Raw genomic sequence first — 18,483 nt, 5'->3', positions numbered from 1 at the left:
ATGATTAACGACGCCCATCAGGGCCAGTGTATCGATAGGTGGTGGCCGACACTGACAGTCGTAAGTCATCGGCTGGTGACGCTTGGTCACGCGTCAGGGTAAAGTTTTGCAGTGACACCAAACGCGTCATTGCCGCGATATCAGCGCTGAATGCGCCAATATCTCGATACTGCCCGTGTAAGACAATATCGATGGGGATCGCATCCAACCATTGCCCCTGCCGACGAGGCCGCCAAGCTAAAGTGTCGAAATTGAGTTGATGGCGCCCCCCAACGTCGCTAATGCCCGCCAATAATTCCGCCAATTCCTCTTCTTCGGGCAACTGCGCGATCAGCTGGTTATACTGTTGATTCAACGCGTTGAGTTGCGCTTCAACATCCGGCAAGCCCGCCACTTCATGCGCAAGCTTTCGATACTGGGCTTTTAATGGTTGTTCTTGCTGGTTCACTCGCTGCCACTGCGCATGTTGCGGCTCAATCCCCACCACCCAAATGAGGCTTAAGATTATCCCGCCCAAGAAGAGCCATACACTCAGCTTGACCCATCGCGGTGCAAAGGGGAGATCTCGCCAGTCATATTCGATCACGATGCATCCTCCTCGCCACTTAATCGTTCGGGGGCAACATACTGGGTAAAGGAAAAGCTGAGCGTAAAGCGCTTATTGGGCCCAGCCGCTTTGCCATTCGTGACGACCGTCTCTATATCCAGATCGTCCACGGCTTGGTCCGTTTCCAGTGAGGCCAGTAAACGCGCAAGCTCCGCGTTGGAATGAACCCAACCTTCTAGACTGATGCGCTCCGCCTGTTGTGCAATGCGAGTAAGGTAGGCCCCAGGAGGCATCACACGAGGAATAAAGTTGAGTACGGCGGTCACATTATTACGCTGTTGCTGCAATTGGTTTACCAGCCCCAATCGTGACTGCAACGCGCGACGCTGCGTGTCTTGTTTCTCAAACTGAGCCAAGGTGTGTTTAAACTGCTTGATACCTTGTTCGAGTTGTTGGTTGCGTTCTTGCTGAATCGCGATCCTGTGCTGCTGTACTGCCGTGACTGTCCAGCCAAACAGGAGTGTTACCGCCACGACCATCAGTGTGGCCATGGCGAAGGCACGCTGTTGGCGGCGCTGTGCTTGTGCCCGCCACGGTAATAAGTTAATCGCCATCATTGCGCACCTCGCAGAGCCAGCCCAAGTGCCACAGTGGCGGGGGCATTCAAGTTTTCACAACCAAACGGCGCACCAGGATTGATAGAATGGCACGCTATCTGAGCCGGAAAGCGCATCGCTTCCGGCCAATCACCACTTAACCAAACGCTGGCATCAGAGTGACTACCAGATTGCGTCAGGTAGGCGTGATAGGCGTGTTCAATATGTTGGCATAGCACCTGATAGGACAGGTCATCGGCGTCAGCCTGTCTCGGGGACGTCAGCGATAATCGCTGCTGGTAATCCTCCCCATCGGTGCGTTTTCCGGTGACCGTTAGTGCCCCCGCACACACATGTAACCAAAGGGGCCAAGCATCGGGTTGATGGTAGGCCACTAACGCCTCATACAATGCTTGAAGACCATGCTGTTGTCGGTCAACCACACTCACGTTTAGCTTGGCCTGGTGACAAGCGGCAAGGATGGGCGCTAGCGTGGATTGGCGGCATGCGGTTACCTGGTAATGTGCGTCGCCAGGCTGCGTCCCGACGTCTTTTTTAGAAAAGTCGAACAGGAGATCGCTGATGTCCATATTGAGCGCTTGGCTCAGCGCCTGTCCGACCATCGCTTCTTGCTCTAGCGGATCATCGACATCCGCCGCCGTTAATGTTTTGCTGATCACAGTGTCGTCATCGACACCAATCACTACACGCGTCATCCAGCGCTGGTACCAAGGCAGCGGCTCGAGCATGTCGGCTTTCAACGTTTTAATTGACTCAACCAAGTGATCATCGTGATCGGTAGCCAGTGTGTGTAAGCTGACTACCTGCTGAGTCGCGGACGATGGCTGAATGGCCACCGCATGACTCGTCTGTCGGCCCAAAGCGAGACCTAAAACTGCCGAACTTCGCATCATTTCGTGTTAGGCTCCCAACGTTAGCGTGAAGTCAGTATTTACAAAACTGACCGCATCACGGGTTATTTTTAATGCTGGTGCCTTTATACTACTCACGTATGATTATTGAACGGCTCAATGGCAATAGAACGGGAAATCTCAGGTGAAGTTCATAAAGCGTTTGCTTATCTTTGCACTGGTTTGCACAGTGCTTGGAGTCACTACAATCTTTGGGTTTTACCTGTATGTAAAACCTGACCTGCCCGATGTAGCGACACTCAAAAGTGTCGAACTACAGACTCCGATGCAGGTCTATAGCGCCGATGGGGCGTTGATCTCCCAGTTTGGTGAAAAGCGTCGCATCCCCGTCATGCTCGAGGACATCCCTCAGCCCATGATTGATGCATTGATTGCGACAGAAGACAGTCGCTTTTATCAACATCCAGGGATTGACCCTATCGGCATTGTCCGCGCCGCGGTGGTAGTGGCGATGTCAGGTACGGCCAAGCAAGGGGCCAGTACCATCACCCAGCAGCTGGCGCGTAACTTCTTCCTTTCCAACGAAAAACGTATTATGCGCAAGATAAAAGAGATTTTTATCGCGGTGCATATTGAGCAACTGCTTAGCAAGGAAGAAATCCTCGAGCTATACTTTAATAAGGTCTTTTTAGGCTATCGCTCATACGGGGTGGGAGCAGCCGCCCAGGTGTACTTTGGCAAAACCCTTGATCAACTCACCTTGAGCGAAATGGCGGTTATTGTCGGATTACCCAAAGCCCCCTCCACCATGAACCCTTTGTATTCGCTCTCGCGCGCCACCGATCGCCGGAATGTGGTGCTGGGGCGGATGCTGAAAGAGGGGTATATTTCCAATGCCGAGTATCAGCAAGCGAAGAATGAGCCGATTGTGGCCCGCTATCATGGGGCTGAAATTGAACTGTCCGCACCTTACGTGGCAGAAATGGCCCGCGCATGGGCGGTTGAGCAGTTTGGCGAAGACGCCTATACCTCAGGGGTGCGTATCTTCACCAGCGTCGATGCTGATAAGCAACGCGCCGCGAATGAGGCGGCAGTAGAAAACGTTCTCGCCTACGATCGCCGCCATGGTTTCCGTGGCCCCGTTGCGACCTTGTGGCAAGCGCCAAGCCAGCGTTGGCAGCACCAGCGGATTGTCGACCATCTTGCCAAGCAGCCCAGCTACGGCCCACTAGAGCCGGCGGTTGTGATCGATGTCCAAGCGCAATCGGCACAGGTTATTGGGCCCAATGGTCGTGAAATCGAACTGCCTTGGAAAGGACTAGACTGGGCGCGACCTTATATCACTGATAGTCGCCAAGGCCCAGCGCCCAAACGTGCTGACGAGTTCCTCGCCAGTGGCCAACAAATATTTATTCGCCAAGTGGATAACAGCTGGCATTTGGCTCAAGTCCCTACCACTAATACAGCCTTGGTCTCTATGTCACCCTCAACGGGGGCAATCAAAGCACTGGTGGGCGGCTTTAACTTTGTCCATAGCAAGTTTAATCGTGCCACACAGTCAGTTCGCCAAGTGGGCTCAAGTATCAAGCCATTTATTTACTCCGCCGCAGTGAATGAGGGCATGACACTCGCCACCTTGATTAATGACGCCCCCATCAATCGCTGGGATCGCAGTCAAGGCGTGGCCTGGCGGCCGAAAAACTCGCCACCACGTTATGAAGGGCCACTGCGAGCGCGACTGGGTCTGGCACAGTCGAAAAACGTGATGGCGGTAAGGGTGCTACGTCGTGTCGGACTGGATGATACCCTAGATTATCTCACCCGCTTTGGCTTTAAGCGTGATGATTTGCCGCGTGCAGAGGCGATTGCACTTGGCGCTGGGAGCTTGACGCCGGTTGAGATGGCACAGGGCTTTAGCGTGTTTGCCAATGGCGGCTATTTTATGGAGCCCTTTATCATTGATCGGGTCGAAACCCCATTCGGTGAAGAGATTTATCGCGCTAACCCACCAGTGATTTGTGATAATTGCGAGCAGCAAACGGAACAAGCCGATCCGTTTAATGAGCAGAATTTGCTCGCGCAAGATGACACCACCACACAGCGTCATGCCAAACAAGTCATTGATGAACAAAATGCATTTTTGGTACGCGAGATGATGCAAAGCAACATCTGGGGTGGCGGTGATTGGCGCTATGGGACAGGCTGGAATGGCACGGGCTGGCGCGCACAAGCCCTCAAACGACGCGATATCGGCGGTAAAACCGGTACCACCAACGACTCCAAGGACACCTGGTATACCGGATACAGCCCAGGGATTGTCACCACCGTGTGGGTCGGTTTTGATGATCATTCGCGCAAGCTTGGGCGCACCACTCGCAATGCCAATCTAGGCGACGAGCGTCAGCCTATCCGCGGGGCAGAATCAGGCGCAAAAACAGCGGAACCGGCATGGATTGATTTTATGCAGCATGCTCTCGCGGATGTGCCTGAGCAGAATAAAGCCGTCCCCCCTGGTATTGTGAAAGTGCGGATTGACCGTGAGACCGGGCTTTTAACCAGAAAAACCGATCATACGTCGATGTTTGAGTACTTTATAAAAGGCACTGAACCCACCGAGTATGTGTCGTCACAGCCGGATGGCAACATTTATGAGTCAGGCACAGAGTCGCTGTTCTGACCCGGTCGCATCGTCAATAGCCTCCTCACATCAAGACGCCCGCATCATCATGCGGGCGTCTTTTTATATCCACGTCACGCGATAAGCTAGTGGCGGTGGTGATCACTCATCACGTCGGTCATTTGTTCACGGATAGCGTCAGCCAGCTGCTCATAACGTCCTCGTAGCGGCGAGCCAGGACGGTAATCGAGCGTGATTTGGCGAGATGGCGTTGGTGACGTGGTGGGTATATACACCACACCATCTCGCTTATCAGCAGGAACAGACAATTGCGGTAATAAGGTGATCCCACTTCCTGCAGCCACCATGTTGCGCAAGGTCTCTAAACTCGTGGCACGAAAGCGTTGATCTTCACGCGCGCCCACTTTAAAACAAAAACCCATCGCTTGGTCACGCAAACAATGGCCATCACCGAGCATTAATAAGGTTTCGCCTTGCAGCACATCTAACGCCACCTCGGCACAATCGGCGAGGTGATGCTTTTCATTGACCGCGAGCAGCATCGGCTCGTCGTAAAGAGGCAGCTCTTTTAGATGCTGCGTTTCCTCCACTGAGGCCAGAATAATGCAATCGAGTTTACCCTCTTCCAGTTGCTGCACTAGCTGCTGCGTCTGTCCTTCGTGAATAAACAGCTCCAGCTCAGGGAAACGATCACGCAGTAGCGGGATAATTTTCGGCAGCAGGTAAGGGCCGACAGTGGGGATTAAGCCAATATGCAAAGGGCCGGTCATGCTTTCCCCTTGCTCACTGGCCAACTCAGTCAAAATTGTGACTTCGCGCAATACGTTACGTGCCTGTTGTACTAACCTCATACCGGCATCGGTGAATAACACACGACGGCTGGTTCGCTCTAACAAACTCACACCCAGCTCATCTTCCAGCTTGCGAATTTGCCCGCTTAAGGTCGGCTGGCTGACAAAGCAGGCTTCAGCTGCTTTGCGAAAATGGCGGTGTTCAGCCAACGCGACTAGATACTCCAAGTCACGAATGTTCATCGTTGCCTCTTCTATAGGGGATAACTATCAAAACCATAGCATCAAGCGATTAGAGCTATCAATCTTATTTAGCAATACTAGACCCATCAAAACACAGCGAGTCACTTCTCGCTTAACCACTTAGATTGAAAACAAAAGGAACGATTCATGACAGCAACAAAAGAAGGTCAGCCCGTACCACAAGTCACCTTCCGTACTCGCGAAGGCGACCAATGGAAAGACGTAAGCACCGATGACATCTTTGCCAATAAAACCGTGATTGTATTCAGCTTGCCAGGTGCGTTTACCCCAACGTGTTCATCTTCACACCTGCCACGCTATAACGAGCTGTACCCTGTTTTTCAACAGTACGGCGTCGATGACATTGTCTGTGTATCCGTCAACGACACCTTTGTGATGAACGCGTGGAAAGCTGACCAAGACGCCGACAACATCCATGTCCTGCCTGACGGTAATGGCGAGTTCACTGATGGCATGGACATGCTGGTCGATAAAAACGATCTTGGCTTTGGCAAACGCTCATGGCGCTACAGCATGCTGGTGAAAAACGGCGTGGTCGAGAAAATGTTTATCGAACCCAACGAGCCAGGCGACCCGTTCAAAGTGTCTGACGCTGACACCATGCTTGACTACATCGCCCCTGAACACAAACTGCAAGACTCGATCACCGTGTTTAGTAAGCCAGGCTGTCCGTTCTGTGCCAAAGCCAAGCAAACACTGATCGACGAAGGCCTTCAGTTTGAAGAAATTATCCTTGGCAAAGACGCTACCACGGTTTCTTTGCGTGCGGTCAGCGGTCGCGCCACGGTGCCACAAGTGTTTATCGGTGGCCGTCACATCGGTGGCAGTGAAGAACTCGACACCTATCTAAACCAGTAATCCGCTGTTTGGGCGGCATTGTTGCCGCCCGTTATTTTCCCAGGAGAAAGCAATGAAAACATTAACGGTTGATGTGGCTGTGATTGGTGGCGGGACCGCCGGGCTCGGTGCTTATCGCGCAGCCAAAGCGCATACGGATAACGTGGTGATGATTGAAGGCGGCCCTTATGGCACCACCTGTGCACGGGTTGGCTGCATGCCATCCAAACTGTTAATTGCGGCGGCTGAAGCGGCGCATCATATCGACAAAGCGCCCGGCTTCGGTGTGTATCCCGGCGGCGCCACGGACATTAATGGCCGTGAAGTGATGGATCGGGTGAAACGCGAGCGTGACCGCTTTGTCGGCTTTGTACTGGAAAGTGTCGATGACATTCCCGCCCAAGACAAAATCGATGGCTATGCACGTTTTATCGATGATCACACCTTAATGGTTGACAATCACACCACCATCCATGCTGATCGTATCGTGATCGCGACAGGTTCGCGTCCAAGCTGGCCGTCCGCTTGGGATCACCTTGGCGATCGTTTAGTGGTTAATGATGATATTTTTGAATGGGACGATCTGCCTGATTCGGTCGCTGTGTTTGGTCCGGGCGTGATTGGCCTTGAACTGGGTCAAGCGCTGCATCGCCTCGGGGTCGAGATGACTATGTTTGGCGTCGGCGGCCAGGTGGGCCCCCTCACCGATCCAGACATCATGGCATATGCGGATAAAACCTTCAGCGAGGAGTTTTATCTCGACGCCGATGCCAAGGTGGAAGAGATGGTACGTGAAGGCGATAAGGTGCAAATCCGTTATCGTGATAAAGAGGGCGAGAGCCAATTGCGTTGGGTCGACTATGTGGTTGCCGCCACCGGTCGTCGCCCCAATGTCGACAAGCTCAATCTTGACGTGACCAGCATCAAAGTGGATGCCCGCGGGGTGCCGGTTGCCGATAGTTATACCCTGCAAACCACGGCAGCGCACATTTTTATTGCCGGCGACGCCAGTAATCAAATTCCGTTGCTGCACGAAGCGGCTGACCAAGCGCGCATTGCTGGTGACAACGCCGGACGCGGCAAAGATATTCGTGCTGGATTGCGCCGCAGCAAGCTCTCTGCGGTCTTCTCTGACCCGCAAATTGCGATGGTGGGCGAAAGCTACAAAGCAATTACCGACCGTCTCGGCCCCTGCGGCTGCTTTGAAACCGGCGTGGTCTCTTTTGAAGGGCAAGGCCGCTCACGGGTGATGCTGCGCAACAAAGGCTTGTTACACGTTTATGCCGAACAAGGCACTGGCCGCTTCTTGGGCGCTGAAATGATTGGCCCGAACGCCGAGCACTTGGCTCACTTGTTGGCATGGGCACATCAAAACCAAATGACCATTTCGCAAATGTTGGATATGCCCTTCTATCACCCAGTGATTGAAGAAGGCGTGCGCACCGCGCTGCGAGATGCGAATGCCAAGCTCAAGCTCGGTCCTGAAATGATCAAACACTGCATGGACTGCGGCCCTGGCTGCTAATCCACTGCCCTTTTCGCCGACGTTCGGCGCTTTACAGGCACTGCCTGTTGCTTCCCCAAGCACTTGCTTACCTTTGCCCTCCTTCGCGGAGGGCTTTTTTGTATCCCGCGGTTCACTGCGTCACAATAAGCTATCGCCGTTACCGACCAAGAGAAACCACATGGCTTGCAAATACTGTCAATCTAGCATTTGGAAGCAGAAGCTGGGACGCTGCACGCGCTGTATGGCCCAACTTGCTATCATGTCTGCCATACTTTGGCCGCTTTGGTGGTGGGCCTATGCCGACACACCACGACAAGTGGAGTCGATTGCCTTGTTGTTCGCCGCCGGCAGTGCCAGCGCCTTGCTCATGCTTCATTTATTGATTTATCCATTTCGGCGCAATAAAAAACCCGCGCCGAAGCACGGGTCGTCAGACACACCAGATGATTAATCAGCCAGAACCGTGGCTTCGTTAATCACATGGAAAATATAGTTTTGCTCCACGGCCCCTTGGAATAACCACGCCATCGGCCCACGTGCCATGATAGCCACATCTTCACCAGAGTGGGTTTCCGAACCGAGCTTAATCAAGGATTGCTGTTTGTAATCCAGCTTACGCACCTGCCCTTCTTGCAAGTTTTCCCGCTCACCTTTGACCGCCCCCGGGCCGTTGCCATAGGTGATGGTGGTATAGGTTTTACCAAAGTCATCCTGATTCAAGCGCCCTTTTTGACGTGACAGGCCGAGAATGGGATTGCCCCGCTCCGCATAGCCGTTCATCACCATGGTGTGAGCGTGGTCCGCGGTAACGATAACCAGAGTGTCTTCTGGGTTGGTTTTCGCTAATGCCACTTTAATGGCATCATCGTAAGCCAGCGTATCTTCTAACGCTCGCGCGGCGTTGCCCGCATGGTGAGCGTGATCGATACGTCCGGCTTCCACCATCATCACATAGCCGTCTTTGTTGCGGCTAAGCATATCGATCGCCTTGCTGGTCATGTCCGCCAATGACGGCTCATCTTGGCTTTCACGGCGATCCGCTTCGTATTTCATGTGGCTACTTTCAAACAAACCAAACACGCGTGAAGTGGTCGCCGGATCGATGGCATCAAAACCGGATTTATCGAAAATGTATTGGCCATCAGGGTGGCGGGTTTGCCATGCCTCAATCAAGTTGCGTCCATCTTTACGCTTGCCCTTTTTGCCCTCAGGATCGACGCTATCAGCAGGAATAAATTCACGCCGTCCGCCACCGAAGGCCACCTGAAACCCCTCTCCAGCGTCAAAGTCGACAAACTGGCTGGCAATGTCGGTGCAGCCTTGGTTTTTGGCAATGTTGGGCAACTTGCTATCGTTTTCCCAATTGCGATCCGCACTGTGCGCATAAGTGGTGGCTGGGGTGGCGTGGGTTAAACGGGCGGTTGAGATCAAACCTAATGCTTTGCCCTTCTCGCCCGCCATTTCAAATAGGGTTTTCGCTTCGTTACCTTTTGCGGTGCTGCAAAAACCACGCTGAACGTTATCGTCAACACTGATGATCCCGGCTTTGGTTTTCACCCCAGTGACCATGGCCGTCGCGGTCCCAGCCGAGTCAGGGGTTTGCATGTCGGTATTATAGGTTTTGGCGAGCGCAACATGCGGCAGGCTTTCCATGCCAAGGCGGTTTTCCTCACCGGTTTGCCCCTGCTGCTGGCCCTGATAAATCCGCGCCGCTGTGATTGTCCCCACGCTCATGCCATCGCCGACAAAGAGGATCACATTTTTGGCTTTGCCCGTGATAGGTGGGTTAGCTTTAGCGGCCGCCAATGCCGCTTGCGCGTCTTGATACCAGACATCGTTTTGCTGAGGCACTGCCGCGTGTGCAGTTGCCGCTAATAAGGCTGAGGCCACCGCGGCCGTAAGAATTGTCTTCACCACAAAATCTCCATTATTAACGAGAAAACGCGGGCATGATGATCATTACGCGTGACGCTTCTGTGACAAACCGTACAATGTAACAATTTGTAAGCGGCTAATTTTGATGAATTTTTTATGACGAGGACACAAAAAAAGCTGCGACTTAGTCAGCACGCAGCCTTAGGGAGGGATAACGACGACGCTGATATCGTCAGGCAATAGACGATGTCAGCCTACTCCAACGTAGAGAAGGTCGAGATCGTGGCTGGCCCAGCAATGTTATAAGTTAGCGCCACTTCGTCACAGGCGTGGAAGCGCGGACAGATTTCACAATCTTTCATTACTTTCTCAGGCAGTTGCGATTTCGACACTGGGGTAAAGCCCAATTGAGTGAAAAACTCTGGCACTCGGGTGAGGACAAAGACTTGCTCAATCGCCATTTGCTTGGCTTTTTTAATCAAGTGCATCATCAACGCCGTACCGTGACCTTGGCGCTGCCAGCCAGCTTCGATTCCCAAAGAGCGAATTTCTGCCAGCCCTGAGTCGTAAATATACAGCGAGCCGCAGCCGGTCAAATCCCCTTGATGCTCGGATACCGCAAACAGACCGATATTACGCACCAATTCATGGCGATCACGAGGTAAGTTCTCCCCCAACTTCGCCCAATACACCACCATGCCTTCGATGGTATCGAGATCGGTGAGCCGCGCTGAGCGCACCGTGACTTTGGGGGTAAAGCGCTTATCCAAACGCTTTTGCGCTTCTTGAATGGCAAAGCTAACCTGCTCGGGCGCGACCCCACCGAGTGCACGACGTTGGGCCAAGCAGGATTCAATCGTGAGCATGGCATACACATCGTCTTCAATCACCGGCGAGAATTGCTGCAAGGTGGCGAGCGGTAGATCTTCCAGTCCACAGCCTTGCTCAATAGCGGACACCACCGCCACACCCACAATATGGTGCGCTTCACGGAACGGGATCCCTTTGCTCACCAAATAATCAGCCAACTCGGTCGCATTGGCATGACCTTGCTGCGCCGCTTGCAAGGTTTTGTCTTTGTGAATGGTAATACCTTCAAAACACAAGGCCGCCATGTCCAAACAATCATGCCAAGTGTCCATGGCATCGAAGAGTCCTTCCTTGTCTTCTTGCATGTCCTTGTTGTAAGCAAGCGGCAAGGCTTTGACCGTCATCATCATCGCCGACAAAGCACCGTACACCCGCCCCGTTCGGCCACGTATCAACTCTAGCGCATCGGGGTTTTTCTTTTGTGGCATCAGCGACGAGCCTGACGTCACCGTATCCGCCAGCTCGATAAACCCGGACTCGCCCGAATTGTAGAAGATCATATCTTCGGCCATCCGTGAGAGATGCAGCATCGACATAGATGCGGCGGACATCATCTCCATCACATGATCTCGGTCTGAGACCGAATCCAAACTATTACGGGTGGCGCGTTTAAATCCCAGATTTTGTGCCAAGGCATCGCGGTCAATCGGGTACGCGGTGCCTGCCAGCGCCCCAGATCCTAACGGGCAGGTATCAAGACGATTAAGTGCATCTTTTAAGCGGGTAGTGTCGCGCTCAAACATCTCCAGATAGGCCAAACACCAATGGGCAAAGGTCACCGGCTGTGCACGCTGCAAGTGGGTGTAGCCGGGCAGCACGGTATCATGGTGCTGGCTGGCCACATCCACCAGCTGCTGCTGAAGCTTGTCGAGAGACAGCAAGATTTGCTGGCCTTGTTGCCGACACCAGAGTTTAAGATCCGTGGCCACCTGATCGTTGCGCGAGCGTCCGGTATGCAGCTTTTTGCCCAAATCCCCGACTTTATCGATCAGTTGCTGCTCGACCCAGCTGTGAATATCTTCGGCGTCTGAGTTTAAGATCTGCTCAGGATTTTCCATCACCGACAGCTTGAGCTCATTGAGCGCCAGCTCCAATTGCTGTTGCTCGTCATCACTCAGCACGCCCACTGAACGCAAGGCTTTCGACCAAGCAATGGAGCCCACAATGTCTTGCTCTGCTAGGCGATAGTCAAAGCGCAGTGAATCGTTAAACGCTTGAAACCGTTTGTCGGCTGCCTGACTAAAGCGTCCGCCCCATAATGCCATGCTGTCTCTCCTTACTGCTCACGATGCTTTTTTAATTAGGATTGTTTTTGTTTGTTCAGCGTACGAATCCGGCTCGACAGCGAATACAAACGGATAAAGCCTTCGGCATGGCTGTGATCGTAGACATCATCATCCCCAAAGGTGGCAAAGTCTTCCGAGTACAAGCTATTGGTCGAGCGCTTTTGTACCACAGTCGCTTGCCCTTTATAGAGTTTGATCACCACCTCGCCCGTTACCGGCGCGGCAAGGGAATTGGCCGCGGCAACAATCGACTGGCAAAGCGGGGTAAACCAACGCCCATCATAAATCAGGTGAGAGGCTTTTAAACCGAGCTCCTCACGGAACTGATAACTCTCTTTATCCAGCACCAGTTGTTCAACGCCGCGCAGCGCTTCCATGATGATGGTGCCGCCTGGGGTTTCATAGCAGCCGCGGGATTTCATCCCCACCAAACGGTTCTCAACGATATCAATCCGTCCCACCCCGTGGGCTGCCCCTTTGTCATTCAATAGCGTTAGCACGTCATAAGGCGACATGGACTCACCATCGACCGAGACCACTTCCCCGCTTTGTACACCCAAGGTGACAAACTCAGGCGTGTTGGGTGCCTCTTCCGGCGCGACAGTCCATACCCAGCAATCTTGGTTGGCCGCTGTCCAGGTATCTTCCAGCACACCGCCTTCGGTTGAGACGTGCCAAGCATTGGCATCACGTGAATAAATTTTCTCAAGGCTCGCCGTACAGGGAATGTCGCGGGCGGCCAAGTAATCGAGCAAGGCTTCACGACTGGTGAGATCCCACTCCCGCCACGGCGCAATCACTTTGAGTTGCGGCGCCAGCGCGGAGAAGGTGCTCTCAAAACGAACCTGATCGTTCCCCTTGCCGGTACAGCCGTGGCAAAGTGCATCTGCCCCGACCTCAAGGGCGCACTCGACCTGTGCTTTGGCAATGATCGGACGCGCCATCGAGGTGCCTAGTAGATATTTACCTTCATATACCGCACCGGTTTTTAGGCTAGGGTAAATATAATCTGCCACCATTTCGTGTTTCAGATCGGCGATAAAACACTGTGATGCCCCAGAGGCGAGCGCTTTTTGCTCAATGCCTTCGAGCTCTTGTTCGCCTTGACCGACGTCGGCAACAAAAGCCACCACCTCACAGTCGTAGTTTTCTTTTAGCCATGGAATGATGGCCGAGGTATCCAATCCACCCGAATAGGCCAGTACCACTTTATTTACCTTGCTCATTTTGCTCTCCTTAAATCCTAAATCGACGGTGTCGTCGCGTCGTTATACGTCTTATTAACTGGCGCTAAACCGGGTACCGATTTGCTGGCCATCGAATAATTGCGTGAGTTTTTCTGGATAACGCCAGGTGGCAATCTCTACCGGTTTACCTAATTCGCGGGCGGCGGCAAACGCGGCGTTGACCTTGACCACCATGCCATCGGTGATCACGCCTTTTTCCATCAAGTGCTGTGCATCTAACTCGGTGAGGCAAGGCAGTAAGTGGCCTTTGCCGTCTAACACGCCGCTGACATCTGACAGCAGCACCAGCTCAGCGCCTAGCGTGGTTGCCACCGCCACCGCCGCTTGGTCGGCGTTGACATTCATCAGCTCACCTTGGTCACTGATGCCAATCGAGCTAATAATGGGGACACAATCGGCGGCCAATACCGCCTGTAGCAGGCTAGGATCCCCGGCGCTAGCTTCCCCCACTGCACCTAGTTCAGGGTCCAGCTGACTGACCTGACACAAGCCGCCATCGGCCAAGCTCAAGCCACAGCTTTTAATCTTCGCCTTACGCGCTTCGGCTAACAGCAGCTTATTCGCCGTCCCGGCGAGGGCACCGGTGACATAATCAATCTGGTCGGCCGGCGTGACCCGCAAGCCTTGTTTTTTCACACTGGTGAGGGCGAGCTTTTTGAGTAGCTCATCGACCAAGTAGCCGCCACCGTGCACCAGCACTAACGGACGCTCAGCCTCACTGCGGTAGGTGTTGATCGCGCCGAAAACCTTGGCGAGAGTCTCGCTGCAGCTCAGTGCCGCGCCGCCTAACTTAATCACTAATGGCGTTTTCATCCGTTTCTCCTAGACAATCGCTGTGGTTTCGGCAAAGCCAAACTTGAGGTTTAAACACTGCACGGCTTGGCTGGCCGCGCCTTTCAGTAAATTATCAATCGCACTGGTGAGGATCAGGTGCCCATGCGCGGCCTGATAACCAATATCGCAAAAGCCGGTATGCTGCACCGCTTGCAGCTTGGCCACCTCACCGGCTGGGAGCACCCGTACCAGCGGCGCCTCTTGATAGGCGTGAGAGAGTGCCTGCCCCACCTCGGCCTCACTGACACCTGGGGCTAATTTGGCGGTAATGGTGGCAAGAATGCCGCGCTTGTAGCTGCCCAGGTGCGGGGTGAAAATCACCGGCGTATCGAGGTGTGCGGCAATTTCTGGCTGATGACGATGAGAAAACACCCCGTAGGCATGCAGGCTCACTTCGCAAAAACTGTTGGTCAGGCTCGCTTTGCGCCCCGCGCCCGTCACGCCGCTAGTGGCATTGATCACCGGCCACATTTGTTTATCCAACAAGCCTGCATCCAGCACAGGTTTGAGCGCTAATTGACTGGCGGTGGGATAGCATCCCGGCACGGCGACCAGCTGTGCTGCCGATAATGCTTCCTGTTGCCACTCCGCCAAGCCATACACGGCTTGCTCAAGCCATTTCGGTGATTGGTGCGCAAAGCCGTAATGGGCAGGATAAAAATCGGCTTGATTGACCCGATACGCCCCCGACAAATCAAGCACCACGCAACCTTGAGCCAGAAAAATCGGCGCCAAGTCATGACTGACCGCGTGCGCGGTGGCTAAAAACACCACATCGGCTTGCTTGGCGACATCCTGTGGCGAGGACAACGGCATCAGTGGCCTATCCACCACACCACGCAGTTGGCCGTGCAACGCGCTCACAGGGCGATTAGCGTCTTCACTGCCTGCCGAGACATACAAACCGGCCAAGTGCAATTGCGGATGGCGATGGACAAGGGCAATAAGCTCGGCTCCTGTGTAGCCACTGGCACCGACAATAATGGTGTTAAGTGTCATGGGTGTCTCTCTTTATGGGTGTTTAAGGCGTGCTGCGGGGCAGCAGAGGATCGAGGGCGTAGCCGATAGCCACGCAAAGCAGGCTAGCGTCGTCGAGCAGAAAGGGCGTTGTGTTTGGCAGCGAGTGGCATCATGGTCAACTCTCAATAAAATATTTTTATTCATAAATAGTGAATGGTTATTTTTATCGCATTCCCGTTTGGCCGTCAACCCCAAAAAGAGTAAAAAATCACTTTTAATGTCTATTCATTCATATTAGAGCAATAATTCCATCTAACCATGCAAATGACACTGACGCTATTCACGAGAAAGTCGCGATATGGCGGGCGCGGAGAAGCCCTCGGAAGACTGGCAAACCTGAAAGCTGAAACTTTTTTTCAGCTTTTGGGGTGGCTCTATGATAAGCATCAAATCCGGCGGCCAGTTTTCGCGCTAATTTGCGGTTAAGTTGACCCGATCGCGCAATATTCGCTAGATTGGTTCTTTACAGTCACAGTAGGATGTAACTTTGTTACAGAATGGATACGCTATGAACGAAAAGTACTCTGCCTTAAAAAGCAATGTCAGTATGCTTGGCCGCCTGCTGGGTAACACCATCCAAGATGCCCATGGCCCCGCACTCTTAGAAAAAGTTGAGGAAATTCGTCAGCTCTCAAAATCGGCTGCCGCTGGCAATCAGGACGATCATGCTAAGCTGAAAACCGTGCTGCAAAACTTGCCGGCTGACCAACTGCTTCCGGTCGCCCGCGCCTTTAGCCAATTTTTGAATCTGACTAATATCGCCGAGCAATATCACACCGTATCGCGTCAATGCGACGCGCTGGAGTGCAGCCCGGATGCTATCGACGATTTACTCCGCCGTGTCAGCCAAGGTGAAATTAATGCCAATGACGCGCAACAAGCGATCGCCGATTTAAAAATTGAGTTAGTCCTGACCGCTCACCCGACCGAAATCGCACGCCGTACCACCATTCATAACTTGGTGCAGATTAATAAATGTTTATCGAAATTAGAGCTCAGTGAACATTTGGGGGCGGCAGAGCGCGCCAAAACCGAGAAACGTCTCGAGCAGTTGATTGCGCAAGCCTGGCACACCGATGTGATCCGCCAAGACCGACCTACCCCGCTTGATGAAGCCAAGTGGGGCTTCGCGGTGATTGAAAATTCACTGTGGCAAGCGGTGCCCGCGTTTTTACGCCAATTTGATCAGCAGCTTGCAAGCCATCTCGATATCAACTTGCCCATTGATGCCAAGCCAGTACAAATTTCCTCGTGGATGGGTGGCGACCGCGACGGTAACCCGTATGTCACCAGCGAGGTCACCCGTGAAGTGATGCTGTTATCACGCTGGAAAGCGGCGGATTTGTATTTGCGCGATGTCCAGGATTTGATCAGTGAACTGTCAATGACCCAGTGTGATGACACTGTGCGTGAGATGGCCGGCGAGGCACACGAACCGTATCGCGCCATCCTCAAAACCTTGCGCAGTCAGCTAACGCACACCCTGAGCTATTTGGACGCCAAACTGAAAGGCGAGCGCGCCTCCTCACAAGGGATCCTGACCGACACCCAGCAGTTGTGGCAACCATTACTGGCGTGTTACCAGTCTCTCCACCACTGTGGCATGGGCATTATTGCCGACGGCAAGTTGCTTGATGTGCTTCGCTGCGTGCAATGTTTTGGTGTACACCTGATCAAGCTCGATATTCGCCAAGAAAGTACCCGCCATGCCGATGTGCTCTCAGAAGTGACCCGTTATTTGGGGATGGGCGATTACGCCCAATGGAGCGAGCAAGACAAGCAAGCCTTCTTAACCCGCGAACTGGCGTCTAAACGTCCGTTGCTGCCGCGTGATTGGTCACCGTCACCTGAGGTACAAGAGGTGATCGACACCTGCCGCGTGATCGCCGAACAGCCACGCGAAGCCTTGGGTGCCTATGTGATTTCCATGGCACGCACCGCCTCCGACGTGCTGGCCGTGCATCTATTGCTGAAAGAAGCCGGCTGCTCGTTCCGTATGGACGTGTGTCCGTTGTTCGAAACCTTGGATGATCTGAATAATGCCGAGGCAGTGATTGGGGAGCTGCTAGCCATTGATTGGTACCGTGGCTTTACCCAGAACGTTCAAATGGTGATGATCGGTTACTCGGATTCCGCCAAAGACGCTGGGGTAATGTCTGCCGGGTGGGCGCAATATCGCGCCATGGAAGCCTTGGTCAATTTATGCGATGAGCAGGGGGTTAATCTCACCCTTTTCCATGGCCGCGGCGGGACGGTTGGCCGCGGCGGCGCGCCTGCACATGCGGCTTTGCTCTCACAGCCTCCTCGCAGCCTAAAAGGTGGCCTACGGGTGACCGAGCAAGGGGAGATGATCCGCTTCAAGCTGGGGCTGCCCGACGTCGCCGTTAACAGCTTAAACCTGTACACTAGCGCGATTTTGGAAGCGAACTTGCTGCCACCACCGGAGCCTAAGCAGGAATGGCGTCAGCTGATGGACACCTTGAGTGACATCTCCTGCCAAGCCTACCGTGATGTGGTGCGTGGTCATGAGCAATTTGTGCCTTACTTCCGCTCTACCACGCCGGAGCTTGAGTTAGGCAAACTGCCATTGGGGTCGCGCCCTTCCAAACGCAATCCCGATGGCGGTGTCGAGAGCTTGCGGGCGATTCCTTGGATTTTCGCCTGGAGTCAAAATCGTTTATTGCTGCCGGCTTGGCTGGGGGCTGGACAAGCGATCGATCACGCCATTGCAAAAGGCCACAAAGCCCAGCTGGAAGAAATGTGCCGCGAATGGCCGTTTTTCTCCACCCGTCTTGGGATGCTGGAGATGGTGTTTACCAAAACCAACCTCGATATTGCCAAGTACTATGATCAGCGCTTGGTCGATGAAAGCCTCTGGCCGTTGGGTGAATCCTTGCGGGATCAGTTGCGCCAAGATATCCAAGTGGTACTGGCGGTGGAAAACAGCGATAACCTGATGGAGCAAAACCCGTGGGGGGCGGAAGCGATTCGCTTACGTAATATTTACGTCGAGCCGCTCAATATGCTGCAAGCCGAGCTGTTATACCGCACGCGTCAGCAAGCGGATCCGGACCAATCGCTCGACGATGCCTTGATGATCTCCATCGCGGGGATTGCCGCCGGCCTGCGTAATACCGGCTAATCCTTGTTAGTCAAGCCGTACCCTCGGGTGCGGCTTTTTTGTTTTTGTATCGATTTGTCGTGTCACAGAGACCGCTGCTCGTTTTTTTTCGCTAAAGCGTCAGCGAATGCTTGCTGTTACATTGATAATATTATTACTATTGAAGGTCGCACTGACG

At 53.5% G+C, this 18,483-nt stretch carries 14 protein-coding genes; 5 read left to right on the top strand and 9 right to left on the bottom strand.

The window, feature by feature from the left end; translation table 11 throughout:
• Nucleotides 1-4 precede the first annotated feature (4 nt).
• Genes FCN78_RS01235 through pilM form a run of 3 tightly spaced genes read right to left on the bottom strand, consistent with a single transcriptional unit; the run spans nt 5 to nt 2,057 of the window.
• Nucleotides 5-586 carry a type IV pilus inner membrane component PilO gene (locus FCN78_RS01235; protein WP_158014693.1) on the bottom strand — a complete coding sequence of 194 codons (582 nt, stop codon included), beginning with the start codon at nt 584-586 and terminating at the stop codon, nt 5-7.
• Nucleotides 583-1,164: a PilN domain-containing protein gene (locus FCN78_RS01230; RefSeq protein ID WP_077458671.1), complete on the bottom strand. Its 582-nt coding sequence runs from the start codon at nt 1,162-1,164 to the stop codon at nt 583-585. Before FCN78_RS01230 ends, FCN78_RS01235 begins: the two co-directional genes overlap by 4 nt.
• A complete protein-coding gene (gene pilM, locus FCN78_RS01225; RefSeq protein ID WP_077659173.1) occupies nt 1,161-2,057 on the bottom strand; it encodes a pilus assembly protein PilM in 897 nt (298 codons plus the stop codon). The genes FCN78_RS01230 and pilM overlap by 4 nt, the downstream gene beginning before the upstream one ends.
• Before the next feature lie 142 nt (nt 2,058-2,199).
• Between pilM and FCN78_RS01220 the strand changes: the two genes are divergently transcribed.
• Complete coding sequence (locus FCN78_RS01220; protein WP_077659172.1) at nt 2,200-4,692, top strand: penicillin-binding protein 1A; 2,493 nt, start codon at nt 2,200-2,202, stop codon at nt 4,690-4,692.
• An 86-nt stretch (nt 4,693-4,778) separates the two neighbouring features.
• Here the strand turns inward: FCN78_RS01220 and oxyR are convergent, their stop codons facing one another.
• The gene (gene oxyR, locus FCN78_RS01215) at nt 4,779-5,687 is read right to left on the bottom strand and encodes a DNA-binding transcriptional regulator OxyR (RefSeq protein WP_077599502.1); all 909 of its coding nucleotides are present in this window, start codon (nt 5,685-5,687) and stop codon (nt 4,779-4,781) included.
• 147 nt (nt 5,688-5,834) lie between these two features.
• Between oxyR and FCN78_RS01210 the strand changes: the two genes are divergently transcribed.
• The 3 genes from FCN78_RS01210 to FCN78_RS01200 all read left to right on the top strand — a co-directional run bounded on the left by FCN78_RS01210 (nt 5,835) and on the right by FCN78_RS01200 (nt 8,503).
• Nucleotides 5,835-6,566, top strand: a complete 732-nt coding sequence (locus tag FCN78_RS01210; protein WP_069361864.1) for a glutathione peroxidase — start codon at nt 5,835-5,837, stop codon at nt 6,564-6,566.
• A 52-nt stretch (nt 6,567-6,618) separates the two neighbouring features.
• Complete coding sequence (locus FCN78_RS01205) at nt 6,619-8,070, top strand: dihydrolipoyl dehydrogenase (RefSeq protein WP_077599503.1); 1,452 nt, start codon at nt 6,619-6,621, stop codon at nt 8,068-8,070.
• A gap of 160 nt (nt 8,071-8,230) precedes the next feature.
• Nucleotides 8,231-8,503, top strand: a complete 273-nt coding sequence (locus tag FCN78_RS01200; protein WP_069361866.1) for a DUF3624 domain-containing protein — start codon at nt 8,231-8,233, stop codon at nt 8,501-8,503.
• Here FCN78_RS01200 and FCN78_RS01195 read toward each other — a convergent pair.
• The 5 genes from FCN78_RS01195 to argC all read right to left on the bottom strand — a co-directional run bounded on the left by FCN78_RS01195 (nt 8,500) and on the right by argC (nt 15,163).
• A complete protein-coding gene (locus FCN78_RS01195; RefSeq protein WP_106407182.1) occupies nt 8,500-9,966 on the bottom strand; it encodes an alkaline phosphatase family protein in 1,467 nt (488 codons plus the stop codon). The two genes, FCN78_RS01200 and FCN78_RS01195, sit on opposite strands and share 4 nt — an antisense overlap.
• Before the next feature lie 215 nt (nt 9,967-10,181).
• On the bottom strand, nt 10,182-12,062 hold the full coding sequence (argH, locus tag FCN78_RS01190) for an argininosuccinate lyase (RefSeq protein WP_069361868.1): 1,881 nt from the start codon (nt 12,060-12,062) through the stop codon (nt 10,182-10,184).
• 35 nt (nt 12,063-12,097) lie between these two features.
• Nucleotides 12,098-13,309 (bottom strand): argininosuccinate synthase, encoded by a 1,212-nt coding sequence (locus tag FCN78_RS01185; protein WP_077659170.1) that lies wholly within the window; start codon nt 13,307-13,309, stop codon nt 12,098-12,100.
• Nucleotides 13,310-13,363: 54 nt separating this feature from the next.
• Entirely contained in the window at nt 13,364-14,143 is a 780-nt protein-coding gene (gene argB, locus FCN78_RS01180; protein ID WP_069361870.1) for an acetylglutamate kinase, read from the bottom strand.
• Nucleotides 14,144-14,152: 9 nt separating this feature from the next.
• Entirely contained in the window at nt 14,153-15,163 is a 1,011-nt protein-coding gene (argC, locus tag FCN78_RS01175; RefSeq protein ID WP_077659169.1) for an N-acetyl-gamma-glutamyl-phosphate reductase, read from the bottom strand.
• Nucleotides 15,164-15,692: 529 nt separating this feature from the next.
• Between argC and ppc the strand changes: the two genes are divergently transcribed.
• A complete protein-coding gene (ppc, locus tag FCN78_RS01170) occupies nt 15,693-18,326 on the top strand; it encodes a phosphoenolpyruvate carboxylase (protein ID WP_069361872.1) in 2,634 nt (877 codons plus the stop codon).
• Nucleotides 18,327-18,483 lie beyond the last annotated feature (157 nt).

It is taken from the genome of Salinivibrio kushneri, assembly GCF_005280275.1.
In the GTDB taxonomy this organism is placed as follows: Bacteria; Pseudomonadota; Gammaproteobacteria; order Enterobacterales; family Vibrionaceae; genus Salinivibrio; species Salinivibrio kushneri.
Note: the sequence above shows the minus strand (reverse complement) of the source record. Positions and strands in the feature narration are given on the sequence as shown.

Excerpts from the sequence above, each read along its gene's own strand:
- FCN78_RS01230 (WP_077458671.1), bottom strand. The coding sequence starts at position 1,164 with ATGATGGCGATTAACTTATTACCGTGGCGGGCACAAGCACAGCGCCGC.
- pilM (WP_077659173.1), bottom strand. The coding sequence starts at position 2,057 with ATGATGCGAAGTTCGGCAGTTTTAGGTCTCGCTTTGGGCCGACAGACG.
- oxyR (WP_077599502.1), bottom strand. The coding sequence starts at position 5,687 with ATGAACATTCGTGACTTGGAGTATCTAGTCGCGTTGGCTGAACACCGC.
- FCN78_RS01210 (WP_069361864.1), top strand. The coding sequence starts at position 5,835 with ATGACAGCAACAAAAGAAGGTCAGCCCGTACCACAAGTCACCTTCCGT.
- FCN78_RS01205 (WP_077599503.1), top strand. The coding sequence starts at position 6,619 with ATGAAAACATTAACGGTTGATGTGGCTGTGATTGGTGGCGGGACCGCC.
- FCN78_RS01200 (WP_069361866.1), top strand. The coding sequence starts at position 8,231 with ATGGCTTGCAAATACTGTCAATCTAGCATTTGGAAGCAGAAGCTGGGA.
- argH (WP_069361868.1), bottom strand. The coding sequence starts at position 12,062 with ATGGCATTATGGGGCGGACGCTTTAGTCAGGCAGCCGACAAACGGTTT.
- FCN78_RS01185 (WP_077659170.1), bottom strand. The coding sequence starts at position 13,309 with ATGAGCAAGGTAAATAAAGTGGTACTGGCCTATTCGGGTGGATTGGAT.
- argB (WP_069361870.1), bottom strand. The coding sequence starts at position 14,143 with ATGAAAACGCCATTAGTGATTAAGTTAGGCGGCGCGGCACTGAGCTGC.
- argC (WP_077659169.1), bottom strand. The coding sequence starts at position 15,163 with ATGACACTTAACACCATTATTGTCGGTGCCAGTGGCTACACAGGAGCC.
- ppc (WP_069361872.1), top strand. The coding sequence starts at position 15,693 with ATGAACGAAAAGTACTCTGCCTTAAAAAGCAATGTCAGTATGCTTGGC.